Source organism: Nonomuraea sp. NPDC050786, assembly GCF_040654115.1.
Classification (GTDB): Bacteria; Actinomycetota; Actinomycetes; order Streptosporangiales; family Streptosporangiaceae; genus Nonomuraea.
Map to the genome: position 1 here is coordinate 40,259 of NZ_JBFAHJ010000003.1, position 23,934 is coordinate 64,192.

Below are 23,934 nucleotides of genomic sequence, written 5' to 3' on the forward strand. Positions count from 1 at the left end.
TCTAAGCAGCAGTGACGTCACGGATAAGGGCAACACCTGACAGAGGAACGGCGCGTCTTAAGGGATCAAGCCTGGCAGGATGGTGCCCCATGCGCACGGGGCTACCTACATCACCGGCCAGAGAACGCTCCACGAGGGGAGCCGTCCGGCCGGCCGGCGTCGCGTGCGCGCTGGCCCTGGCCACCGCGTGCAGCCCCGCCGGGACCGCCGGGACCGCCCCTTCCGAGACATCATCCGCGGGCCCGTCCGCGAAGCCGTCGGAATTACGCACCGCCGTCCCCCAGGCCCCGCCAGGCGCGCGCCCGCGCAAGGGTGAGGTGCGCCCGGTCGAGCACACCGGCGACCTCCCGCCCGTGATCAGCTCCATCCCCACCAAGCGCAAGGTCGTCTTCCTGACCATCGACGACGGCTGGGAGCAGGACCCGGGCTTCGTCAAGGAGGTACGCGACCGGCACGTCCCCATCACCGCCTTCGCCATGCGCGACGCCGTGGAGGCCAAGGGCACCCCGGACCCGGCAGGCGGCCCCGGAAAATACGTAGGCGCCGGGAAATGGGGATATTTCCGGCAGCTCCGCGACGCCCACGTCCCCATCGAGAACCACACCCTCACCCACCCCAACCTCCGCCTGCTCGCCCACGACGCCCAGCGCCGCGAGATCTGCGGCGCCACCCGGGTCATCAGGAGGGAGCTGGGCGACAGTCCCACGCTGTTCAGGCCGCCGTTCGGCAACTACAACACCGACACGCTCAGGGCCGCCAAGAGCTGCGGCATCCAGGCCGTCCTGCTCTGGACCGCCACCGTCCAGCCCGGGGGCAAGATCGCCTACCAGGTGCCCGACAAGAGGCTGCGGCCGGGCGACATCCTGCTCCTCCACTTCCGCCCCAACCTGGCCAGGGACTTCCGCATCCTGGTCGACAAGATCAAGCGCCGCGGGTACGAGCTGGGCAACCTCCAGGCGTACCTGGACGCCACGCTCCCCCGCCGTTGAGGGTCCACCCGGGGACGTACGGATGAATCAACCCGTCGGCTGACGCGCCGGACCGGCCCGGCACGGGATCCTCGGTACGCAGCGACAACCAGCAGCGACAACCAGGGAACGGCGATGTGACCAAGCTCGCATCACATCGCCGTCCCATTGCTCTACGAGTTGTAGTACTACTTCAAGTAGATGTACTACAGCTTGTAGAGCTCGCAGTGGACGGGGATGATGGACGCACTTGACCTGGCGCGGTGGCAGTTCGGGGTGACCACCGTGTACCACTTTCTGTTCGTGCCCCTGACCATCGGTCTTGGGATCTTCGTGGCGGGCCTGCAGACGGCCTGGCACCGCACGGGCAAGGAGCAGTACCTGAAGCTCACGAAGTTCTTCGGGAAGCTGTTCCTGATCAACTTCGCCATGGGCGTGGTCACCGGCATCGTGCAGGAGTTCCAGTTCGGGATGAACTGGAGCGAATACTCCACGTTCGTCGGCGACGTCTTCGGGGCGCCGCTGGCCATGGAGGCGTTGCTGGCCTTCTTCATGGAGTCCACGTTCCTGGGGCTGTGGATCTTCGGCTGGGAGCGGTTGCCGAAGAAGGTGCATCTGGCCTGCATCTGGGCGGCCGCCATCGGATCCAACTTGTCGGCCTATTTCATCCTCGCGGCCAACGCCTGGATGAAGCACCCCGTCGGCTACGAGGTCGTGGACGGCAAGGCCAGGATGACCGACCTGTGGGCCGTGCTCACCAACTCCACGGCACTGGCGCAGGTGCCCCACGTGATCGGGGCGGCATTCGTCGTGGCGGGCGGGTTCGTGCTGGCCGTGAGCGGCTACTGGCTGCTCAGGACGCGCGCCCCGATGTGGCGCAGCGCCGCCAGGGCCGCGCTGGTGATGACGGCGATCGCGGGGGCCGTCGTCGCGGGCACCGGCGACATGTCCGCCAGGCTGATGTACGAGCAGCAGCCCATGAAGCTGGCCTCCGCCGAGGGCCTGGAGCGTGACACGGCGGGCGCGGCGTTCTCCGTGGTGCCCGGCGTCGAGATCCCCGGCCTGCTGAGCCTCCTGTCCGACCACGACCCCGACGCCACCGTCCAGGGCACCGAGGACCTGCAGCGCCGCTTCGAGCAGCAGTTCGGCCCGGCCGACTACCGGCCCAACCAGCCAGTCGTGTTCTGGTCGTTCCGGGTGATGATGGGCTTCGGGATGGCCACGGTGGGCCTGTCGGTGCTCGGCCTCTGGCTCACCCGGCGCAGGCGCGAGTTCCCGAGGTGGCTGTCGCGGGCGATGCTGCTGGCCCTGCCGCTGCCGCTGGTCGCGGTGATCTCCGGGTGGCTGCTGAGCGAGATCGGCCGCCAGCCGTGGACGGTCGCGGGCGAGCTGCTCACCGCCTCCAGCGTGTCGCCCGGCGTGAGCCTGGCCGAGGTGGCCACCTCGCTGGCGATCTTCACGCTCCTGTACGGCGCGCTCGCGGTGGCCGAAGTCGTGCTGCTGACCAGGCATGTCCGCAAGGGCGTCGAGGAGCGGGAGCCCGCGCCGGCGGCCGAGCGGCTCGAGCCGTCGCTGATGTACTGAGCTGACGTACTGAGGAGTACGACAATGATCGAGTTGTGGTTCGTCATCATCGCCTTCCTCTGGACGGGCTACTTCGTGCTGGAGGGCTTCGACTTCGGCGTCGGCATGCTGACGCCGATCGTGAGCCGGAGCGCCGCGGAGCGGCGGCAGAGCCTGCAGACCATCGGCCCGGTGTGGGACGGCAACGAGGTGTGGCTGATCACCGCCGTCGGCGCCATGTTCGCCGCCTTCCCCGCCTGGTACGCGGGCGTGTTCAGCGCGTTCTACCTGCCGATGACGCTCATCCTGGTGGGGCTGATCGTGCGCGGCGTCGGCCTGGAGTGGCGGGGCAAGGTGACCGACCCGCGCTGGTGCGACCTCGGCATCGTGGTCGGCAGCGCGCTCCCGGCGTTCCTGTGGGGCGCGATCTTCGCCGACCTGCTCTACGACGGCCTGCCCGCCGCCCTGCTCGGGGGCGCGTTCACGCTGGCGGTGTGCGCCCTGCACGGCGCCGTCTTCCTGGCGCTCAGGACCACGGGCCCGGTACGCCGCCGTGCCCGCGTCGCCGCCCTGATCGCAAGCGGGGTGACCATCCCGGTGGCCGTGGCGGCGCTGTCGAGCCTGGGTTCGATGCCGGCGCTGGCCGCCATGGCGTTCCTGGCCGCGGCCACGGCGCTCATCTGGCGCCGCCGCGAGGGCTGGGCCTTCGCGGCCACGGCGGGCGCCGTCGTCCTGACCGTCCTTGCGGTCTTCATGGAGCTCCGCCTGCAGCCGCTCCCCGGCCTGACGCTGACCGAGGCGGCCTCGGGCCCGTACACGCTGACGATGCTGAGCTGGATCGGACTGATCGCGCTGCCGTTCGTGCTGGTGTACCAAGGGTGGACGTACTGGGTGTTCAGGAAGCGCGTCCGCCCGGAAGCGACGCCACCCAGAGAAGTCGTCCAGGTGGCCCGTTCCCGTTAGTCAGTGGGTGCCGCGCTCGGGCCGCGCGACCCTGGAGGACGGACCGGCTCACTAGCCGATGGTCTGCATCTTCTTCGTCCGGTGATCGGTCAGGTGGAGGTCGCCGCCGAGCCGCTCCTTGAGCAGGTCGAGCACCTTGCGGCTGGACAGCACCGTCCAGAGCTTGCCGACCAGGTGCGGGTTGTACTCGGGGGCGGCGTCCATCCAGGCGTCCTTGCCCGCCTGGCTCTTGAACGTCGTGACGAAGAACTCTCCGTCGGGGGTCTTGCAGAAGCCGGTACGGATCTCCGCCGCATCGACCTGCATCTTCGGCTTGCAGCCGACCTTGGCGGCGAGCTGCTCGACGGTGAGGGGGGCGGCGGCGCCCTGCTGTCCGGCTGCTGCGACGTAGCCGCCTCCGCTCCCGGAGGAGCAGCCGGCGACGAGTCCGGCCAGCAGCGCGAAAGCGGCCAGACGTGGAAGTGTCGTCATGTGCGGAGGTACGCAGGCCCCCGACCCCCGGTTCATCCCATACCGGATGGTTACTTCGGTGGCGCCGGCGTCTGGGAGACCCTGTGGTCCATCAGGTGCAGGTCGCCGCTGAGCGGCTCCTTCAGCTGCTCCAGCACCTCGAGCGGCCCCAGCACCGTCCAGCGGGGGCCGACCAGGTGCGGGTTGTACTCGGGGGCGCGGTCCATCCACTCGTCCTTGAGCTTCTCACTCGCGAACGTGTTGACGAAGAACTGCCCGACCTTGGTCTTGCAGTAGCCGGTACGCAAGTCGGCGGCCTGAACCTGCATCTTCGGCTTGCAGCCGACCTTGGCGGACAGCTGCTCCACGGTCAGGGGGGCGGCGGCCTTCTGGCTGTCGCCTGCTGCGGCGTAGTCGCCCCAGCCCCCTGAGGAGCAGCCGGCGACCAGCCCGGCCAGCAGCGCGAAAGCGGCCAGACGTGGAAATGTCGTCATGTGCGGAGGTACGCACCGAAAATCGCCCCGGTTCAGCGCAGGATGACGCAACCCTGATCGCGGAGCCGGCGCAGCACCTCGGGCTCGCCGTCCAGCTTGTTCCAGCGCAGGTCCAGCTTCTCCAGCGGGGGCAGCGTCGCAGGCAGCTCACGCAGCCGGTTGTTCCGCAGGTCGAGGTGCCTGAGACCGGGCGGCAGCGCGTCCGGCAGCTCGCGCAGCCGGTTGTTCCGCAGGTCCAGCACGCGCAGCTCGCCCAGCTCGGCGATCGACGCGGGCAGCCGGGTCAGCCGGTTGCCCTGCGCGTGCAGCTCGCGCAGCCGCCGCAGCCCGCCGATGGACTCGGGCAGCGACTCCAGCCGGTTGCCGTACAGCCGCAGCTCCACCAGTGAGGCCATCCGCCCGATGGACTCGGGCAGCCGGGTCAGCTGGTTGTCGGTGAGGTTCAGGTACGCGAGCCGCCCCAGCCGCCCGATCGCCTCCGGCACCTCGGTGAGCAGGTTGTCGCTGAGGTACAGGTAGTCGGTGAGGTCCAGCTCCCCGATCTCGGGCGGGACGGAGGCGAGCCGGTTGTGTCCCAGGTCGAGCATGCGCAGCCGGGTCAGCCCGCCGATCGCCGCCGGGACCTCGGTGAGCGCGTTCTCGGCCAGGTTGAGCGACTCCAGCGCGGTCAGCTGCCACAGGGGTGCCGGCACGCCGGTCAGCCCGTTGCCGCCGACCGCGAGGTGCCGCAGGCGGGGGCTCAGCCGGTCGGGGATCGCGCCGACGCGGTTGCCGTACAGGAAGAGGACCTCCAGGTACGGCGGGCAGCGCGGGAACGACGTCAGCTCGTTGCCGTCGAGGTGCAGCGCGCGCAGCGCGGTCAGCCCGGAGAGGTCGGGCAGCGAGCGCAGGCGGTTGCCGTCGAGCCTGAGCTCCTCCAGCGCGCCCAGCCCGGCGACCCGGTCGGGGACCTCGGAGAGGTCGTTCCAGGCCAGGTCGATCAGCCGGACGTCGTCGGGGACGGCGGGAAAGGCGGTCAGACCGGCGTCGGGAGCGCGCATAGCGTCAGATCATCGCATACGGGAGCGCAAATCGAAGAGGTCGGACGGGGAGATGGGCATGCGGTCGACGGGAATGCCCTCGGCGTCCTCGACGGCCGAGGCGATGACCGCGGAGACAGGGATCACGCCGGCCTCGCCCGCGCCCTTGATGCCGAGCGGGTTGAGCGGCGAGGGCGTCTCCAGGTGGGCGGTCTCGATGTGCGGGATCTCGGTGGCGTACGGCATGAGGAAGTCCATGAAGGAGGCGTTGACGAGCTGGCCGTGCGGGTCGTACACCATGCGCTCGTAGAGGGCGCCGCCGATGCCCTGCGCCACTCCGCCGTGGATCTGGCCCTCCACGATCATGGGGTTGATCAGCCGGCCGCAGTCGTGCACGACCGCGTATCGAGCCACCTTGATCTCGGCGGTCTCCGGGTCGGTCTCGACGATCGCCGCGTGCATGCCGGACGCGAACGTGGACCTGATCGGCGAGTAGTAGTCGCGCCCCTCCAGCCCCGGCTCGTCGCCCTCGGCGACCGGCGGCCGGTCGGGGGAGGTGGCGCCGGAGAACTGGGTCGCCTTCGCGGTCTCGTCGTCGAAGGCGTACCGCAGCGGGTTGGCCAGCACCGCCACCGTGGAGAGCGGGATGGACGCGGTCGGGGTGCCCACGACGTGCACCATCCCGTCGGTGATCTCCAGGTCGGCCGGGGCGGCCTCCAGCGCGTCGGCGGCGATCCGCAGCGCCTTCTCGCGGACCTTCCGGCAGGCCAGCGCGATGGCGTTGCCGCTGACGACGGCCGCGCGCGAGGCGAACGTGCCGACCGCGTACCCGAACCTGCGGGTGTCGCCCGTCACCACGCTCACCCGCTCGATCGGCACCCCCAGCTCGGTGGCGGCGATCTGCGCGAACACCGTCTCGTGCCCCTGGCCCTGCGAGGTGAGCCCGGTGGACACGTGCACGCGCCCGTCGGAGGTCACCTGCACGTGGCCGCCCTCGTACGGCCCCACGCCGGTGCCCTCGACGTAGCAGCCGATGCCGATGCCCCTGCCGGGGCGTCTTTCGAAGGAGTCCCAGCCGATCAGCTCCTTGACCATGCGGAGCATCTCCGGGTAGTCGCCGCTGTCGTAGATCAGCGGCCGCCCGTCCTGGAACGTCATCCCCTGGTCGTACGGGAACTCGTCGGGCCCGATGAAGTTGACCGCGCGCACCTCGGTCCGGTCCTTGCCGAGGTAGCGGGCGATCTTGTCCATGGTCCGCTCCATGCAGAACACGCCCTGCGGCCTGCCGGCTCCCCGGTAGGGCGTGACCTGCACGGTGTTGGTGTAGACGGCGGTGAACTCGACCCGGTAGGCCCCGATCTTGTAAGGGCCGAGGAGCTGCGTGGAGGTGATGATCGGCACGATGATGCCGTAGGGCGTGTAGGCGCCGTGGTCATGCAGGATCGTCACGTCCAGGCCGAGGACGCGGCCGTCGTCGTCGAAGCCGACCCGTACGTACTGCACCTGGCCGCGCTCGTGGGCCGAGGAGACGAAGTGCTCCCTGCGGTCCTCCGTCCACTTGATCTCGCGCCCGAGCGTCATGGCCGCCCACGGCACCAGCACCTCCTCGGGCCACGGGTGCACGATCTTCACCCCGAAGCCGCCGCCCACGTCGGGCGCGATCACCTCGACCTGCGGCAGCGGCAGCTCGAGCGCGGCGGCCACGGCCATGCGGACGCTGGTGGAGGTCTGGGTGCTGGAGTAGACGCGCAGGTCGCGGCCGTCCCAGCGGGCGTACACGCCGCGCCCCTCCAGGGGCATGCTGGCGCTGCGCTCGATGTCGAGCCGGAAGGCGAGCGTGTGCGGCGCGGTCTCGATGGCCTCCCGCGCGCCGCGCCCGTCGGCCGCCGCGACCTCCTGGACGAGGTGCGCTCCCACGTTGCCCGGTACGTCCTCGTGCACGAGCTGGGCGCCCTGCACCGCCTCCTCCAGGCCGACGACCGGTTTGAGCAGCTCGTAGTGGACCTCGATGAGCGCGCAGGCGTCCTCGGCCGCGTACCTGTCGGTGGCCACCACCATGACCACCGGCTCGCCGACGTGCCGGACGACCTCCCTGGCCAGCGGGTACGCGGTGCGCCCGTGCGTGAGCGCCGGGTGCGGGATCAGCAGCGGCAGCGGCCTGCCGACCCGCTCGGGCAGGTCCTCCCAGGTGTAGACGGCGACGAGCCCCTCCACGTCGAGCGCGGCGGCCACGTCGATGTCGCGGATGCGGGCGTGCGCGTGCGGCGAGCGCACGAACGCGGCGGCCAGCGCCTCCCCGCCGAGGTCGTCGAGGAAGCGGCCCTGGCCGGTGAGCAGCCTCGGGTCCTCCCGCCGCGGCACGGGCTCCCCGAACAGCCTCGTCGTCATGCTTCCTCCGCGAGCAGCTCGGCGGCCCGGTGAACGGCCTTGACGATGTTCTGGTAGCCCGTGCACCGGCACAGGTTGCCCGAGATGCCCTCGAGCACCTCCTCATCGGTGGGTGCCGGGTTCTCCCGCAGCATGGCGGTCACCGTGCACAGGAACCCCGGCGTGCAGAACCCGCACTGCAGGCCATGGCACTCGGCGAACCCCCGCTGCACGGGCGACAGGCCGTCCTTGGCGGCCAGCCCCTCCACGGTGGTGATCTCGGAGCCGTCCACGCTGACCGCGAACGTCAGGCACGACCGTACCGGCTGCCCGTCGAGCAGCACGGTGCAGCAGCCGCAGACGCCGTGCTCGCAGCCGACGTGGGTGCCGGTCAGGCCGAGGTCCTGGCGCAGGCAGTCGGACAGCAGGCGGCGGGCGGGCACGCTGACCCGTCTCGCGGTGCCGTTCACGACGAGCGTGATCTCATGCTCCACGAACCCCTGCCTCCCTGGTCGCGTTCCGCAGTGCCCGCTCGGCCAGCACGCCCGCGAGGTGCCGTCGGTAGTCGGCCGACGCGTGGATGTCGCCCTCCGGTTCGACCCGGTCCCGTACGGCCCGCGCCGCCTCCGCGGGGCTCCCGGTCACGTCCACGACGACCGGCACGGGGCCGACGCCGATGCAGGCGAGCGTGGCGGCTTCGACGTGGCCGTCCTCGCCGAGTGTCACGACGGCGCAGACTCCGGCCAGCGCGTAGTCGCCGTGCCGCCTGGCCACCTCCTCGAATGCTGCCCCGGTACGCGGCCCCAATGCCGGGAAAAATGCCGACACGGCCAGCTCGCCCGGCCGGACCGCCGACTCCATCGGCCCGACGAAGAACTCCTGCGCGCCCACGTCGCGCACCGGCCCGCCCCAGCGGGCCACCCGTACCGAACCGCCCAGAACGGCCAGCACCGCGGGCAGCTCGGCGGCCGGATCGGCGTGCACGAGGCTGCCCACCACGGTCCCCCGGTTCCTGATCACGGGATGCGCGACCAGCTTGAGCGCCCGGGTGAGCAGCGGATGCGCCCCGGCCCGCTCCACCTGCGTGTGCGTCACCGCCGCCCCCACCCGGACACCGTCCTCCGTCGCCTCCATGACCCGCAGCTCCTCCAGGCGGCTGATGTCGACGAGATGTGCCGGGGCCGCCAGCCGCATGTTCAGCATGGGGATGAGGCTCTGCCCTCCGGCCAGCACCTTCCCGTCCACCTCGGCGAGCGTCCGGAGCGCCGCGCCGAGGTCGCGGGGGGCGTGGTACTCGAACGGCGGCGGCTTCACCCGGCCTCGCTCCCGGCCGGCTCGGCGGGGCGGCCGGCGATGGCCCGGAGCAGGTGGTAGCCGCCCAGCACCACGATGGTGCCGAGCGCGATCCCCTCCAGGGTGAAGTCGCCGCCGATGTAGTGGCTCACGGGTCCGATGGCCAGAATGATGCCCGCGCCGATCGGAACCATGTTCACGGGATCGGCGAAGTCCACCCTGTTCTCGATCCAGATCTTCGCGCCGAGCAGGCCGATCATCCCGTACAGGATGACGGTGACGCCGCCGAGCACGCCGCCCGGCGTGGCCGCGACGAGCGCGCCGAACTTGGGGCAGAGGCCGAAGAGGATGGCGATGACGGCGGCGATGTAGTAGGCGGCGGTCGAGTAGACCTTGGTGGCGGCCATGACGCCGATGTTCTCGGCGTAGGTGGTGGTGGGCGACCCGCCGACCGCGCTGGCGACCATGGTGCCGACTCCGTCGGCCACCACGGCCCGGCCCACGTACGGGTCGACGTCGGTCCCGGTCATCTCGCCGACGGCCTTGACGTGCCCGATGTTCTCGGCGATGAGCGCGATGACGGCGGGCAGCACCAGCAGCACGGCCGAGGTCTTGAAGTCGGGGGCGTGGAAGTCCGGCACCCCGAACCACGGCGCCTTCTCCAGGGCGGCGAAGTTCACCCGGTCGTGCGGGAAGGCCGTGGCCACGCAGTACGTCCCCTCGACCGGGCAACTGGCCCCGGCGGCGTCCCGCAGGTTCGCCCCGGGCAGCACGGACGTGATCGGCCCGGCGCTCTTGTCCAGCACCCACGAGAGCACGAACCCGAAGACCAGGCCGACCAGGATGGCGATCCGCCCGACGAACCCCTTGAAGAGCACGATCACCAGGAACGTGACCAGCATCGTGATGAGCGCGACCCAGTGGTCCTGCGGCCAGTAGACGTCCGCCACCACGTACGCCAGCCCGAACCCGATCAGCATCACGACCGCGCCGGTGACCACGGGTGGGAAGACCCGGTGGATGATCTGCACGCCGAGGAAGTGGATCGCCAGCCCGGCCAGCGCCAGCACGAACCCGGCGACCAGAATGGCACCGGTCACGATCGCGTCCGCGCCCGCCGTGTCACCCCCGGCCGCCGCCCTGATGGCGAGCACCCCGCCCACGAAGGACGCGCTGGTGCCGAGGTAGGACGGTATCCTCCCCTTCACGATCAGCAGGAACAGGATCGTCGCGACGCCTGACATCATCACGGCGACGTTCGGATCCAGCCCCATCACCAGGGGGAAGACGAAGGTCGCGCCGAACATCGCGATCACGTGCTGTGCCCCGAACCCCACCATCCTGGGCCAGCTCAGCCGCTCGTCCGGCCTGACCACCTCCCCGGGAGCCAGGTGCTTGCCGTCACCGTGTTTTGTCCATCCCAAAACCATGAGAGCCCCTCTTGTACTGGGCGTTTCGCTGGCGACACGTTCCGGTGCGGGCACATTAGGCCCGCCGGGACGGCGCTACACGGGCATGATCTGCCAAATCTACGCCCAGGACCAGTGAAAAGCTCGCGCACCCGAGATCGGGCTACTCCACCCGGATCGAGAAGCCCTCGCCGCTGACGACCTGGCCCGCCCGGATCTTGGCTCGCTTGCGCAGCTCCACCTCACCGTCCACCAGCACGAACCCCTCGGCGATCAGCTGCTTGGCCATCCCGCCCGTCTCCGTGATCCCGCAGTACTTCAGCAGGTCACACAGCGGGATGTACTCGGAGCGCAGTTCGAAGTCCAGATCCACAGCCCCAACCCTAGATCCCCCGCATCCGCAGCACGTGCAGGGCCAGGGTGAGGTTGAGGCGCAGGTGGGGGTCGTCGGTGAAGTTGCCGAGCAGGCGTTCCAGCTTGCCGATGCGGTAGCGCAGCGTGTTGTAGTGGAAGTGCAGCCGCCGCGCCGTCTCCGCCACGTTGAGGTTGGTCTCCAGGAGCACCTGCAGGGTGCGCCGGAGGTCGGCGTTCTCGGCGTCGTCGTCGAAGGCCAGCGGTCCGAGCGTCTCGCGGACGAACGCGTGCAGCTCCTCCGTGTCGTTCACCAGGGACAGCAGGCGGTAGACGCCGAGCTGGTCGAAGTGGGCGACCGCGCCGGGGCCGTGCAGCTGGCGGCCCACGCGCGCCGCCTTCAGCGCCTGCGAGTACGCCTCGGGCAGCGTCTCCGCCCCCGGGCTCGGCCGGGAGGTGCCGGTGGAGAACGTCGCGGGCGGCACGTCTGCGAAGGCGGAGGCGGCGTCCTTGGCCACCCGGGTGGCGTCGATCGAGGCGTCCACCACGGCCACCACCTCGTGCGAGAACCCGGCGACCGCCCCGCGCGGGTCGTGCCGCCGCATCGCCGCCGTCCAGCAGGCCACCAGCCGGTCCTGCGCGCTGCGCTCGTCGCCGACCGGGTCCAGCTCGGCCACCAGCACGGTCACCGGTCGCGCCAGGTCCCAGCCGAACGCCCGCGCCCTGGCGGTGACCCGCTCCGCCGTGCCCGCCCGGCCGGTGAGCACATCGCGCAGGAAGTCGGCGCGGTACTTGCTCTCGACGGCGTTGACCGCCTCCTGCCGTGTCACGACGAGCGCGGCGACGGTGGCGGCGCGTTCGAGGATGCCGACGTCGCTGTCCCTGATCGCCCCCGACGGGCTGTAGGCGACGATCCTCCCGTGGTGGTGGCCGCCGGCGAGCACGGGCACCGAGGCGAACGACCGAGCCCTCCCCGGGGCGGCCGAAAGGGGCGGGCCCTCCAGAGAGATCGACTCGCGCAGGACCGCCACGTGATCGGCGGCGCCCGCGGTGGCCAGGACGCGGCCCGAGCCGTCCACGGCCGCCACCGACACGTCGAGCAGCTGCGCCACCTCGGCGGTCACCTCGTTGAGCCCGCCGCCCGCCAGCACGACCTGCACGAGCGCCCGGTGCGCCTCCTCGGCGCGGGCGAGCACGGCGGCCTGGCGGTTCAGGATGTCCGTCAGCACCTGGTTGAGGATGTCGTCGAACCCGACGTCGTTCGGCAGCATGATGAGCGGGAAGCCGAGCCGGTCGGCCTGCTCGACCATCTCGTCGGGCAGCTCGTCCACGTACCGCCCGAGCTTGATCGCCAGCGCCGACAGCCCGCGCTCGTCCAGGTCGGCCACCAGCCGCCCGAGTGACTGCGGGGTGTTGCGCAGCGGATAGCCCGTGGTGAGCAGCAGCTCGTGCGGCTTGACCCAGGCCAGGATGTCGGGCACTTCCATGACGTTCAGCCGCTGCACGATGCGGCCCAGCCCGCTCTCCCCCGCGATCAGCCTGGCGTCGGCGAGCGTCGAGACGCCGAGCACCTCTCCTACGGAAACACCGTGAATGATCGTTCCGGTGCTGGCGAGCCGGACGGGGGGTTCCATGTGGACGATTGTGACTCCAGAAGCGGTCTGTCAGGAAGAGCCAACCTTCCCGCTGACTGTTGGCAAATTTCTCCGTACGGAGGGTTCCGCGCCCGTTCTACGGTCAGGTCCAGGGTCGGATGGGAGGCCAGGTGACCGTCAGTACTCATGTGAGACGTGCCCGCGTCCATGTGACGGGGGCGGCCAGCACGGCGGTGCGTCCGCTCCTGGAGTCGCCGCGCCGCCCCGCCCGCGTGCTCGCCGTCTTCCCGGTGGGGGTGTATCTCGAGGTCAGAACCGACCTGGAGCCTTCCGTGATCGCCGTCATCACGGGCGCGGCCACGCGACTGCCCAACTCCGTGCTGCTGGCCGCCCAGCTGCCGCACGTCACGGTGGGTGATGACGCCTGGGTCGGCGAGCGCGCCGTCGAGCTGGGCCCGCTGAGCCTGAGCGTCCGCCGCTGGTGGGACCCCGCCCCGCCGCTGGGCCGGATCGATCGGGCACGTCTCGAGCACGCCGCCGCCCGCCTGAGCCGACCGCCGGATCCCCCGCTGCCGGGCCTGATCGGCAACGAGGCCGTCGAGTCGCTGGCCGGCAGCTGTGCGAAGGGCTGGCTCCTGGGGGCGGTGACGGCGGCCGAACAGCTCGTGGGCCTGGGTCCCGGGCTCACGCCGAGCGGGGACGACATCCTGGCGGGCCTGCTGGTGACGTTGCGCCGGCTGGGGGCGGCGGCCGGGGCGGACCGGGCGGTCCGGCTGGCCGAGTGGCTGGCGGCGACCGTGACGTTCGACGCGCGCACCCGTACCACGCCCATCTCGGCCACGCTCCTGCACTGCGCCGCCAGGGGCGAGGCCAGCCCCGAGGTGACCGCCGTGCTGCGCGGCATCGCCGGCGGGCAGCCGCTCGAGCCGGCGCTGCGCGATCTCCACCGCATCGGCCACACCTCGGGCGCCGACCTCGCCCAGGGCATCGCCATCGGCACGGCCGCCGTCCTCGCCCTGAGCGGGCCCCGATGAGCGGCGACGCGGTGCTGGTACGGAAAGGCACGTACCACGACTCCGTCGCCCTCATGCGCATAAGTCGTGCGCTGACTGAAATGTCGGGCGTGGAGGTGGCCATGGTCGCCATGGCCACCGAGCTGAACCTCGGCATCCTCCGCGACCTGGGCTTCGCCGTCCCGGCCGCCGACCCGGGCGACCTGCTCATAGCCGTACGCGCACACGACACCAGGGCGGCCGTCGAGGAGGCCGACCGCCGGCTGACCGCTGTGCAACCCTCGGAGAGCGCCCCCACCGACCAGCCCCCGCTCACCACCCGCTCGGCCGCCAGGACCGGCGCCGACCTGGTCCTCGTCTCGACCCCGGGCGAGTACGCCTTCGCCGAGGCCCAGGACGCCGTCCAGGCCGGACTCCCCGTCATGATCTTCAGCGACGGCGTCCCCGTGGCCCAGGAGCGCCGCCTGAAGGAGCTCGCGGAGACCCGGGACGTCCTCGTGATGGGCCCCGACTGCGGCACCGCCGTGATCGGCGGCGTCGGCCTGGGCTTCGCGAACGTGCTCGGCCCCGGCCCCGTCGGCGTGGTGGCGGCCTCCGGCACCGGCGCCCAGCAGGTGACGTGCCTGCTCGACTGGGCGGGGACCGGCGTCAGCCACGTGCTCGGCGTGGGCGGCAGAGACCTGTCGGCCGAGGTGGGCGGCCTGTCCACGCTGCGCGCCCTGCGCATGCTGGACGAGGATCCGGCCACCGAGCTGATCGTGCTCATCTCCAAGCCGCCCTCCCCCGAGGTGGCGCGGACCGTACAGGACTCCGTGGCGCGGCTGCGCACGCCGGTGCTGCTCGCGCTGCTCCCGGAGATCGACCTCACGGAGGCGGCCGAACGGGCCCTGCGCGCGCTCGGCAGGCCCGTGCCCGAGTGGCCGTCCTGGCCCGCGTGGTCGGGCAAGCGGAGCCGGGTCAAGACGATCAAGGGCGTCTACTCCGGCGGGACGCTCAGCGCGGAGGCCGCGCTGGTCGCGCGCCAGGGTGACTTCGTCGACTACGGCGACGACGCCTACACCAGGGGCCGGGCCCACCCCATGATCGACCCGACGCTCCGCGTCGAGGCGCTCTCCCGCGCTCATGAGAGCGACCTGGTGCTCATGGACGTCGTGCTCGGCCACGGCGCCGACCCCGATCCCGCCGCCTCGCTCGCGCACGCCGTCGCGCGCACCCCCGCCACCGTCGTGATCGCTCTCATCGGCACCGAGGGCGACCCGCAGGACCTGCACCGGCAGGCCGCCGCCTTCAGGGGGGCGGGCGCGGCCGTGTTCACGTCCAACGCCCAGGCCGCCAGGCACGCCAGGAGCCTCCTATGAGCCTGCTGTCCACCTCTCCCCGTGTCGTCACGGTCGGCGCGGGCCTGCTCGACGAGGCGCTCAGGGCGCAGGCCGTCCGGACCGTCCCCGTCAGCTGGCGCCCGCCGCTGCCCGGGACCGCCGAGGCCCTGGCGAAGGTGCTCGCCGACCCGCGCCGGCAGGCCGCCAATGAGCTGGCCGTGAGCAGGCTGACCTCCGCGCGCCCGCACCTGGTAGGGGTGCGGCGGGCGTCGGAGGTGCTGGAGGCGGGGACGTTCCTGCACGCGGGCCCGCCCATCACCTGGGAGCGCGCGTCGGGCCCGATGCGGGGCGCGCTGATCGGCGCGATGCTGCTCGAGGGGCTGGCCGGCGACGAGCACGACGCCGGGCGCCGGCTGGCGGCCGGCGAGATCGCGCTGCGGCCGTGCCACGAGCACGCCGCCGTGGGCCCGATGGCGGGCGTGGTGAGCCCGTCCATGTGGCTGTTCGAGGTACGCGACGACGAGCACGGCGGCACCGCGTACTGCTCGCTGAACGAGGGCCTGGGCAAGGTCCTCAGGTACGGCGCCTACGGACCGGAGGTGCTGGAGCGCCTGCGCTGGATGGACGCGGTGCTCGGCCCGGCGCTGCGGGCGACGCTGGAGCGCACCGGGCCACTCGATCTGCGCTCGCTGATCGCGCAGGCCCTGCAGATGGGCGACGAGCTGCACAACCGCAACCGCGCCGCCACCTCGCTCCTGCTGCGCGAGCTGGCCCCCGCCGTGGTCGAGGCCGTCCCCGGCCACGCCGCGGAGGTCCTGCGCTTCGTCAACGGCAACGACCACTTCTTCCTCAACCTCGCCATGGCCGCCGCCAAGGTCAGCACCGACGCGGCCCGCGACGTGCCGGGCTCGTCCCTGGTCGTGGCCATGGCCAGGAACGGCGCCGACTTCGGCGTCCAGCTCTCCGGGCTGGGCGGGCGCTGGTTCACCGGTCCCGCGGGCGTGCCCGACGGGCTCTATCTGGGCACGTACGGGCCGGACGACGCCAACCCGGACATCGGCGACTCCACGATCACCGAGACGTCGGGGCTGGGCGGGTTCGCGATGGCGGCCTCGCCGGCCATCGTGCGGTTCGTGGGCGGCGAGGTGTCGGACGCGGTGCGGGCCACCCGCTCCATGTACGAGATCACGCTCGCCGAGCATCCCGCCTACCAGATCCCGGGGCTCGGCTTCCGTGGCACGCCCGTCGGCATCGACGTGACGCTCGTCGCCAGGACCGGCCTGCTGCCCGTGGTCAACACCGGCATAGCGGGCCGCATCCCCGGAACCGGACAGGTGGGTGCGGGCCTAGTCAAACCGCCTGCGGAGGCCTTTACCGCCGCCCTGTTGGCGCTGGCCGGACAGGCCATGTGACGGGCGACATAACCCCAGGTAATAACCCTTGTCAGGGTTGATCAGCTTCCCTTGGGCATGACCCGCCGATATCGTAACGAACCACTTTGTTGACGTTCAGTGCGGGATGGGGGCGGGAAGATGGCAGCCGACCGCTTGCTCAGCGGCCCCGGCCCGGAGGGAGGCGCCCCCAGCGGGGCCCCGCAGGGGCAGGGACGCCTGATCGGCCGGCGGTACCGCCTCATGTCGCCGGTCGGCAGGGGCGGCATGGGCATGGTGTGGCACGCCCACGACGTCCTGCTCGACCGTGACGTGGCGGTCAAGGAGCTGATCCTCCCGTACGGGCTCGACCGCGCGGGCATGCAGGTGGCGCACCGGCGCGTGCTGCGCGAGGCCAGGTCGGCCGCGCGGCTGACGCATCCCGGCATCGTGACCGTGCACGACGTCGTCGAGGAGGACGGCCGCCCCTGGATCGTGATGGAGCTGGTCCGCGCGTGGTCACTGGAGCAGGCCGTACGCCAGAGCGGGCCGCTGCCGGTGATCCAGGCCGCCGAGATCGGCATCCGGGTGCTCGACGCGCTCAGGCACGCGCACGCCGCCGGGATCCTGCACCGGGACATCAAGCCCGGCAACGTGCTGCTGACCTCGGACCGGGTGGTGCTGACCGACTTCGGCATCGCGGCCATCGAGGGCGACGTGACCATCACGCAGACCGGGCTGCTCATGGGGTCGCCCGCGTACATCCCGCCGGAGCGCCTGTCCGGGCAGGCGATCACGCAGGCGGCCGACCTGTGGTCGTACGGCGCGACGCTGTACGCCGCCGTCGAGGGGCGGCCGCCGTACGAGGGGCCCGACCCCGTGGCGGTGCTCGGCTCGGTGCTCACGCAGGACCCGATCAGCCCGCAGCGGGCCGGCTCGCTGCAGCCGGTGATCGAGGGCCTGCTGCGCAAGAACCCGGCGGAGCGGCTCACCTCCGACCAGGTCATCGAGATGCTGGAGGCGGTGCTGCGCGCGCACGGCTCGGTCCGGCCGCGCCCGGCCGAGTCGCTGCCCTCGCAGGAGAGCCTGCCGCCGCTGGACCACCCGTCGGGGCCGATGCCCTCGCGGATCGTGGAGACCCCCTCAGGTCCGGTACGGGTGCCGTACGACCCGCTGAACAGCCCGTCGGGCGGCCATGCGATGCCGTACGACGCGCTGCAGAGCCCGTCGGGCAGCCGCAGGACCGACCAGCTGTCGGCGCCGTCCGGCGGGTTCGACGCGTTCGGCGGCCCCTCGGGGGGCCGGCCTTTCAGCACACCGTCCGGGCCGCACCGGATCGCCGGGGACCTCGACGACGACTCCGGCCCGCAGCCCGCGCCGATCCTGCCGCTGACCACGGACAGCCGCGCGTCCACCTCCGGCGCCACGCCGTGGCCGCTGGCCTCGGCGGACGACCTGCGCGAGCAGTCGCGCGACCTGTCCCGCGACCTCACCCACAACCGCCTGGCGACGCTGCCCGGCGCGGCGCCGCGCACGGGCAAGAGCAGGCGCAGGCCCGAAGAGGACGACGGCTTCTGGAGTCGTGGCGGCCGCCCGTCCCCGCTCATGATCGTCAGCGTCCTCGTGGGCATCGCCGTGGTCGTCGGCGCCGTGCTCGTCATCCTGTCGGGCGGCTCGACGCCCACGGTCGCGCCGCCGCCCCAGGCCGCGACCTCCTCGCCCGGCACGGCCCAGAACGGCGAGCCCTCGGTGATACCCGCCGGCTACAGCGAGCACGGCATGGCCGGGTTCGCCGTCGCCGTGCCCGAGGGCTGGAAGGCCGGGACGTCGGGCGGCGTGACCACGTTCAGCGGGCCGAAGGACTCCGGCATCCGGATCATGGTGCGGAAGGCCGCCCCGCAGGCCGACGGGGGCCTGGCCGAGCTGGGCAAGCAGGAGGCCAAGGGCGGCGTGGACGGCTACATCCAGGTGCAGCTCCAGGCCGTCGACTACCGCGGCTGGCGGGCCGCCGACTGGGAGTACACCTACACCACCTCCAGCGGCGTCCCCATGCACGCGCTGACCAGGTACGTCACGATCGACGACAAGGACGCGTTCACGATCACGTTCGACATGCCCGAGCTCAAGTGGGACGAGCAGGCGGAGGCCCGCCAGGTGGTCCTGGACACCTTCCGGCAGGCCGACTGACGTATTGCACTGTTCGTTCCAGAACGTGCTAACGTGCGGAGCATGGGGCGACCGAGGAAGTTCGAGGAGGAGCGCGCCATCGAGGCGGCCATGCGCGCGTTCTGGACCGCGGGCTACGAGGCCACCTCGACACAGGACCTGTGCGCGGCCACCGGCCTCGGCCGCAGCAGCATCTACAACACCTTCGCGAGCAAGCACGACCTGTTCCGGAGGGCGCTGCGCCACTACATGGACGAGCGCAACGCCACGCTCGCCGAGCTGCTCGAGTCCGGCCTGCCGATCAAGGAGAAGATCAGGACCGTGCTGTGGTGGGCCGTCGACCCCGACCCCGGCGAGCCACCCGGCTGCCTGGTGGTCAACTCGATGACGGAGCTCGCCCCGCACGACCCGGAGATCGCCGAGCTGCTGCGGCGCGACAACGACAGGCGCCGGGAGCTGCTGCGGGCCGCCATCGAGGCCGGCCGCGCCCGGGGCGAGATCGCCCCGGACAAGGACCCGCTCGCCCTGGCGCACTTCGTCTTCGCCACCGTCAGCGGCCTGCGCGTGGCCGCCCGGGGCGGGACGGACCGGGACGGGCTCGAGTCGATCGCGAGAACCGCGCTGAGCGCCTTCTGACTTTTCCGCGCCCTCGTTTTGAACCGATCAATACAAAAAGGAGTGTGACCATGCCGTTGGCCGTCTACATACTGGGACTCGCGATCTTCGCTCAGGGCACTTCTGAGCTCATGCTGGCGGGGCTGCTGCCCGAGATGGCCGCCGACCTGCACGTGTCCGTGCCCGGCGCCGGGCTGCTGATCTCGGCGTTCGCCATGGGGATGCTGGTGGGGGCTCCGGTGCTGGCCGTCGCCACGCTGCGCTGGCCCCGGCGGACGGCGCTGCTGACGTTCATGGCGGTCTTCGTGCTGACGCACGTCGTGGGCGCCCTGACGTCCAGCTACGGCGTGGTCTTCGCCACCCGCGTCGTGGGCGCCTTCGTGTACGCCGGATTCTGGGCCGTGGCCGCGAGCACCGCGGTCGGCCTGGTGCCCGCGGGCGCCCGCGGCAAGGCCATGAGCGTGCTCGCCGGCGGGCTGACGGTCGCCACCATCATCGGCCTGTCCCTCGGCACGGTCATCGGCCAGCACCTCGGCTGGCGCGCGGCCTTCTGGGCCGTCGCGGCGCTGTCGGCCCTGGCCGGTCTGGGCGTGCTCGCCACCATCCCCGGCGGCCGCCCCTCCGGTGCCGCGCCGCGCGTCTCCGACGAGCTGCGCGCCATGGCCGGCCCCAGGCTCTGGCTCTCGTACGCGACCACCGCGCTGACCACGGGAGCCCTGCTGGCCTCCTTCAGCTACCTGAGCGTGCTGCTGGTCGACACCACGGGCCTGGCACCGGCCTGGGTGCCCGCGGTCCTGGCCCTCTACGGCGTCGGCTCCCTGATCGGGATCACCATCGGCGGCAGGATCGCCGACGCCCGCCCGTTCCCCACCCTGTACGTCGGCGTGACCGGCCTCGTCGTCACGTCGGTGGCGCTGGCCCTGGGCGCGTCGGCCACGGTGCCGGCCATCGCGCTGATCTTCCTGCTCGGCGCGTTCGGCTTCGGCACCAACCCCGCGCTGAACACCCGCGTCTTCTCCCTGGCCAAGGACGCCCCCACGCTGGCCGCCGCGGTGAACGTCTCCTCCTTCAACGTCGGCATCACCGTCGGACCCTGGCTCGGCGGGCTGGCCATCGAGGCGGGCCTCGGCTATCCCTCCGTGGCCTGGATCGGCGCCGCCATCGGCGTGCTAGCGCTCGCGACCGTGGCCCTCTCGGCAGCCCTGCACCGGTCCACGGCCCCGGCGGCGAGTAAGGTACTTTCTCGCTCATGAAGCTGGCGAGCATCCACTTTTACCCCGTCAAGTCCACCGCCGGGCACGAGGTCCACGAGGCCGAGGTGCAGCCGTGGGGGCTGGCCGGCGACCGCCGCTACCTCATCACCGACGAGCGCGGCGACGTCCTCACCGCCCGCGAGGAGCCCCGCCTGCTGGCCATCGTCGCCCGGCTCGACGGCGACGAACTCACGCTGACCGGCCCGCACGCCGCCCCCCTGCGGGTCACGCCGGCCGAGTCGATGTCGACGGTCACGGTCGGGCGCACTCCCGTGGAGGTCACCGACTGCGGCGACGACGCGGCGCGCTGGCTGTCCGGGCTGGTGGGGCGGCCGCTGAGGCTCAAGTGGCTCGACGACCCCACCCGCCGTCCGGTCAACCCGGAGTACGGGCGGCCCGGCGACCGCGTGAGCCTGGCCGACGGCTACCCGCTGCTGCTCACGTCCAGCGCCTCGCTCGCGCGGCTCAACGACTGGATCGTGGAGACCGCGCTGGAGCGCGGCGAGGAGGCGCCCGAGCCGCTGCCCATGCACCGGTTCCGGCCGAACGTGGTGGTCGACGGGGTGGACACGCCGTTCGCCGAGGACAAGTGGGAGCGGGTACGCATCGGCGCGGTCGACTTCCGGGTCAGCAAGGGGTGCGACCGGTGCGTGCTGACCACGATCGACACGGCCACGTACACGAAGGGCAAGGAGCCCATCAGGACGCTCTCCCGGCATCGCCGGTGGGACGGGAAGGTGTGGTTCGGCATCAACCTGATCCCGGACGCGCCGGGGCGCATCACTCAAGGGGATTCAGTCACCGTTCTCTGATATTTCGGCCTTTTGGGTGATGTTGGGGGCTATGCGAGACTTCACAGGTGACCAGTGCCCCCACCACACCTGCCGTCTCCTCCGCTGACCGCGTCCAGACCGTCCAGCGCCGGACCCTGGCTGTCCTGTCGGCCACGCAGATCGTGGGCGGCGTGGGGGTCGCCGTCGGGCTCGCCCTCAGCTCGGTGGTCGTGGACGAGCTGTCGGGATCCACGGTCATCAGCGGGTTCGCGGGCACGGCCACCGTGCTCGGCGCGGCTCTGCTGGCCCTGCCGGCGGCCAAGGCATCCGGCCGCGGCGGCCGCCGGGCGGGCCTGTCGGTGGCGTACCTGGCGGCGCTGGCGGGCTGCGCCATCTCGGTCCTCGCGATCAGCCTGCGTACCTGGCCGCTGCTGCTGGCCGGGCTGGTGCTGGTGGGCGGCGGGAGCGCGGGCAACCTGGCCGCGCGTTACTCGGCGACGGACCTGTCGCCGCAGGGCCGCTCGGCCAGGCACCTGTCGCTGGTCGTCTGGGCCTCCACGATCGGGTCCGTCGCCGGCCCGAACCTCGCCAAGCCCGCCGACCAGATCGGCATGCGGCTGGGCCTGGTGCAGCAGGCGGGGCCGTTCGCGTTCGCGGCGCTGGCGTTCGCGCTGGCCCTGACCGTCATCCTCGTCCTCCTGCGCCCCGATCCGCTCAAGCTGGCCCGCTCGCTCACCGGCACCCGGAGCACCGGCCGCGCGCCCAAAGGCACGATCCGCACCGCCTGGCAGACCCTCCGCACCACCCCGGCCGCCCGCCGCGCCCTCGTCATGATCGCGGTCAGTCACACGGCGATGGTGTCGGTCATGTCCATGACGCCGGTCAAGCTCCATCACGACGGCTCGAACCTGGACGTCATCGGCCTCGTGATCAGCCTGCACATCGCGGGCATGTACGTGCTGTCGCCGGTGGTGGGCTGGCTGGCCGACAAGGCCGGCAAGGTGCCCGTCCTGGTGCTCGGCATGGCCCTCCTGCTGGCCGCCGCCGCCCTCGCCGGCACGTCCGGCCACCGGGTGTGGCAGGTGACGACCGCGCTGGTGCTGCTGGGGCTCGGCTGGTCGTGCGGCCTGGTGGCGGGCTCCGCCCTGGTCTCCGAGTCCGTCCCGCTCGAGGGCCGCCCGGCCGTCCAGGGGCTCTCGGACCTGCTGATGAACGTCTGCGGCGCCACGGGCACGATCGTCGCGGGCGCCATCGTGGGGCTGCTCGGGTACGGCGTGCTCGGCCTGGTCGTGGGCGTCATGGTCACCGTCGCCGGCGTCTGGCTCACCGCCGTCTGGCGCACCACCGACGCCTGATCCGCCCACACCCGTCACTTGGCGTCGGCGTACGACGAGACCGCCACGGCCTCCATCGGGAAGCGCACCGGCGTCGCCCCGAACAGCAGCCGGGTGGCCTCCGAGGCGGCCGCCGCGACGGCGGCGATCACCTCCTCGGCCTGCGCGATCGGGCAGTGCACCATCACCTCGTCGTGCTGGAAGAACACCAGCCGGGCCGGCTCGGGCAGCAGCCCGCGCAGCACCGCCATCAGCGCCAGGGCCCACTCGGCCGCGGTGCCCTGCACCACGAAGTTGCGCGTGAACCGCCCACGGTCGCGGGCCGCGCGGGCGCCCTCGGGCCCCGACACGAGCTCCTTCCAGCGGGACGAGGGAGGCGGGCTGGTGCGCCCGAGCCACGAGCGCACCAGCCGCCCCTCCTCCCCCGCCTTGGCCGCGTCCTCCACGAACTGGTACGCCTTGGGGAAGCGCTGCCGCATCACCGCCAGCAGCTTGGGCGCGTCGCCGCTGGTGCCGCCGTACATGGCGGAGAGCATGGCGATCTTGGCGTTGGCCCGCTCGCCCCCGAACGACTGCGCCAGCGCCGAATAGAGGTCGATCTCCCCCGCGGCCCTGGCCAGCCCCACGTCGCCGGCCATCGCGGCGAGCACCCGCGGTTCGAGCTGGGCGGCGTCGGCGACGATCAGCACCCACCCGTCGTCGGCCACCACCACCCGCCGCATCACCTTCGGGATCTGCAGCGCCCCGCCGCCGCTGGTCGCCCACCGCCCGGACACGACGCCGCCCACCACGTACTCGGGCCGGAACCGGCCGCCCCGCACCCACTGGTCGGCCCACACCCACCCGTGGAAGCTGAACAGGCGGGCCAGCTCCTTGTAGGCCAGCAGCGGCGCCACGGCGGGGTGGTCGATCTGCTTGAGCTCCCACGACCGGGTGGTCTTCAGCGCCACCCCGGCCCCCTTGAACGCCTTGACGAGCTGCTGCACCGAGTCCGGATTGACCGGATGGCCGAAGGCCGCGGCCACCTCGTCGGCCAGTGCCTGCAGCTTGGCCGGCCGCATGCCGTGCACGGGCCGCGGCCCCAGGAGGTCGGTCAGCAGCGCGTCGTGCACGTCGCGCCGCCAGGGCATGCCGTCGTACGACATCTCGGCCGCGATGAGCGCCCCGGCCGACTCGGCCGCCACCAGCAGCCTGAACCTGCCGGGCTCCGGCAGCGCCTCGATCCGCCGCAGCTGGTCGGCCAGCACCTCGGCCACCGCCTCGGCCGCGAGCGGCTCGGGCGCGAACAGCGTGTCGGGCGCGCTCGGCTGGTCCTCGGGCACCGGCAGCCCGTGCAGCCTGGCGTGGGCGGCCCGCGCCGAGCGGGGCTCGCCGTAGCGGCCCTCGTACGCGAGCAGCAGCCCTTCGGTGAGCGCGAGGTCATGGCAGCGGGAGACCCGCACGCCCGCGCTCAGCAGGCCGGGATAGACCTCCCGGGCATCGGCCCACACCCACCGCGGGCGCTCGGCCGCCTCCAGCTCGCGCACGGCCCCCGCCAGGTCGGCGGTACGGCGTGCCGAGCCGCCGACCGGAAGCACCGTCTCTCCGGCGACCACGACATACACGTGGTCAAGGGTGCC

The 23,934-nt window shown here is 72.1% G+C and carries 21 protein-coding genes; 11 read left to right on the top strand and 10 right to left on the bottom strand.

Going from position 1 to position 23,934, the window contains the following annotated elements; all coding sequences use genetic code 11:
• The first annotated feature begins 317 nt into the window (after positions 1-317).
• The 3 genes from AB0H84_RS07755 to cydB all read left to right on the top strand — a co-directional run bounded on the left by AB0H84_RS07755 (position 318) and on the right by cydB (position 3,494).
• Positions 318-989: a polysaccharide deacetylase family protein gene (locus AB0H84_RS07755; protein ID WP_357599807.1), complete on the top strand. Its 672-nt coding sequence runs from the start codon at positions 318-320 to the stop codon at positions 987-989.
• Positions 990-1,208: 219 nt separating this feature from the next.
• Positions 1,209-2,552, top strand: coding sequence for a cytochrome ubiquinol oxidase subunit I (locus AB0H84_RS07760; RefSeq protein WP_357599810.1), 1,344 nt, complete (start codon positions 1,209-1,211; stop codon positions 2,550-2,552).
• A 24-nt stretch (positions 2,553-2,576) separates the two neighbouring features.
• Positions 2,577-3,494, top strand: coding sequence for a cytochrome d ubiquinol oxidase subunit II (cydB, locus tag AB0H84_RS07765; protein WP_357599813.1), 918 nt, complete (start codon positions 2,577-2,579; stop codon positions 3,492-3,494).
• A 51-nt stretch (positions 3,495-3,545) separates the two neighbouring features.
• Here the strand turns inward: cydB and AB0H84_RS07770 are convergent, their stop codons facing one another.
• The 9 genes from AB0H84_RS07770 to AB0H84_RS07810 all read right to left on the bottom strand — a co-directional run bounded on the left by AB0H84_RS07770 (position 3,546) and on the right by AB0H84_RS07810 (position 12,511).
• A complete protein-coding gene (locus AB0H84_RS07770) occupies positions 3,546-3,965 on the bottom strand; it encodes a hypothetical protein (RefSeq protein WP_357599816.1) in 420 nt (139 codons plus the stop codon).
• Positions 3,966-4,015: 50 nt separating this feature from the next.
• Positions 4,016-4,438, bottom strand: coding sequence for a hypothetical protein (locus AB0H84_RS07775; RefSeq protein ID WP_357599819.1), 423 nt, complete (start codon positions 4,436-4,438; stop codon positions 4,016-4,018).
• A 32-nt stretch (positions 4,439-4,470) separates the two neighbouring features.
• Entirely contained in the window at positions 4,471-5,478 is a 1,008-nt protein-coding gene (locus tag AB0H84_RS07780) for a leucine-rich repeat domain-containing protein (protein WP_357599822.1), read from the bottom strand.
• A gap of 9 nt (positions 5,479-5,487) precedes the next feature.
• The gene (gene cutA, locus AB0H84_RS07785) at positions 5,488-7,845 is read right to left on the bottom strand and encodes an aerobic carbon-monoxide dehydrogenase large subunit (protein ID WP_357599825.1); all 2,358 of its coding nucleotides are present in this window, start codon (positions 7,843-7,845) and stop codon (positions 5,488-5,490) included.
• Positions 7,842-8,318, bottom strand: coding sequence for a (2Fe-2S)-binding protein (locus AB0H84_RS07790; protein WP_357599828.1), 477 nt, complete (start codon positions 8,316-8,318; stop codon positions 7,842-7,844). The genes cutA and AB0H84_RS07790 overlap by 4 nt, the downstream gene beginning before the upstream one ends.
• On the bottom strand, positions 8,308-9,138 hold the full coding sequence (locus tag AB0H84_RS07795; RefSeq protein WP_357599831.1) for an FAD binding domain-containing protein: 831 nt from the start codon (positions 9,136-9,138) through the stop codon (positions 8,308-8,310). The genes AB0H84_RS07790 and AB0H84_RS07795 overlap by 11 nt, the downstream gene beginning before the upstream one ends.
• Positions 9,135-10,547 carry a solute carrier family 23 protein gene (locus tag AB0H84_RS07800; RefSeq protein WP_357599834.1) on the bottom strand — a complete coding sequence of 471 codons (1,413 nt, stop codon included), beginning with the start codon at positions 10,545-10,547 and terminating at the stop codon, positions 9,135-9,137. Before AB0H84_RS07800 ends, AB0H84_RS07795 begins: the two co-directional genes overlap by 4 nt.
• 142 nt (positions 10,548-10,689) lie before the next feature.
• Positions 10,690-10,899, bottom strand: a complete 210-nt coding sequence (locus AB0H84_RS07805; protein ID WP_357599837.1) for an RNA-binding S4 domain-containing protein — start codon at positions 10,897-10,899, stop codon at positions 10,690-10,692.
• 10 nt (positions 10,900-10,909) lie between these two features.
• Positions 10,910-12,511 (bottom strand): PucR family transcriptional regulator ligand-binding domain-containing protein, encoded by a 1,602-nt coding sequence (locus AB0H84_RS07810; RefSeq protein WP_357599840.1) that lies wholly within the window; start codon positions 12,509-12,511, stop codon positions 10,910-10,912.
• A 131-nt stretch (positions 12,512-12,642) separates the two neighbouring features.
• Here AB0H84_RS07810 and AB0H84_RS07815 point away from each other — a divergent pair, with 131 nt between their 5' ends.
• The 8 genes from AB0H84_RS07815 (at position 12,643) to AB0H84_RS07850 (ending at position 22,336) form a co-directional block, all read left to right on the top strand.
• Positions 12,643-13,506 (top strand): DUF2877 domain-containing protein, encoded by an 864-nt coding sequence (locus AB0H84_RS07815; protein ID WP_357599843.1) that lies wholly within the window; start codon positions 12,643-12,645, stop codon positions 13,504-13,506.
• Positions 13,503-14,843: an FdrA family protein gene (locus AB0H84_RS07820; RefSeq protein WP_357599846.1), complete on the top strand. Its 1,341-nt coding sequence runs from the start codon at positions 13,503-13,505 to the stop codon at positions 14,841-14,843. Before AB0H84_RS07815 ends, AB0H84_RS07820 begins: the two co-directional genes overlap by 4 nt.
• The gene (locus AB0H84_RS07825; protein WP_357599849.1) at positions 14,840-16,216 is read left to right on the top strand and encodes a DUF1116 domain-containing protein; all 1,377 of its coding nucleotides are present in this window, start codon (positions 14,840-14,842) and stop codon (positions 16,214-16,216) included. The genes AB0H84_RS07820 and AB0H84_RS07825 overlap by 4 nt, the downstream gene beginning before the upstream one ends.
• Before the next feature lie 120 nt (positions 16,217-16,336).
• Complete coding sequence (locus tag AB0H84_RS07830) at positions 16,337-18,361, top strand: protein kinase (protein WP_357599851.1); 2,025 nt, start codon at positions 16,337-16,339, stop codon at positions 18,359-18,361.
• 42 nt (positions 18,362-18,403) lie between these two features.
• Positions 18,404-18,976 carry a TetR/AcrR family transcriptional regulator gene (locus tag AB0H84_RS07835; protein ID WP_357599854.1) on the top strand — a complete coding sequence of 191 codons (573 nt, stop codon included), beginning with the start codon at positions 18,404-18,406 and terminating at the stop codon, positions 18,974-18,976.
• A gap of 50 nt (positions 18,977-19,026) precedes the next feature.
• Positions 19,027-20,208 carry a Cmx/CmrA family chloramphenicol efflux MFS transporter gene (locus AB0H84_RS07840; protein WP_357599857.1) on the top strand — a complete coding sequence of 394 codons (1,182 nt, stop codon included), beginning with the start codon at positions 19,027-19,029 and terminating at the stop codon, positions 20,206-20,208.
• Positions 20,205-21,020: an MOSC N-terminal beta barrel domain-containing protein gene (locus tag AB0H84_RS07845; protein WP_357599860.1), complete on the top strand. Its 816-nt coding sequence runs from the start codon at positions 20,205-20,207 to the stop codon at positions 21,018-21,020. Before AB0H84_RS07840 ends, AB0H84_RS07845 begins: the two co-directional genes overlap by 4 nt.
• A gap of 47 nt (positions 21,021-21,067) precedes the next feature.
• Positions 21,068-22,336, top strand: coding sequence for an MFS transporter (locus tag AB0H84_RS07850; RefSeq protein WP_357599863.1), 1,269 nt, complete (start codon positions 21,068-21,070; stop codon positions 22,334-22,336).
• Positions 22,337-22,350: 14 nt separating this feature from the next.
• On the opposite strand, the gene AB0H84_RS07855 is transcribed toward AB0H84_RS07850, so the two are convergent.
• The gene (locus tag AB0H84_RS07855; RefSeq protein WP_357599866.1) at positions 22,351-23,919 is read right to left on the bottom strand and encodes a bifunctional 3'-5' exonuclease/DNA polymerase; all 1,569 of its coding nucleotides are present in this window, start codon (positions 23,917-23,919) and stop codon (positions 22,351-22,353) included.
• Between the last annotated feature and the right edge of the window lie 15 nt (positions 23,920-23,934).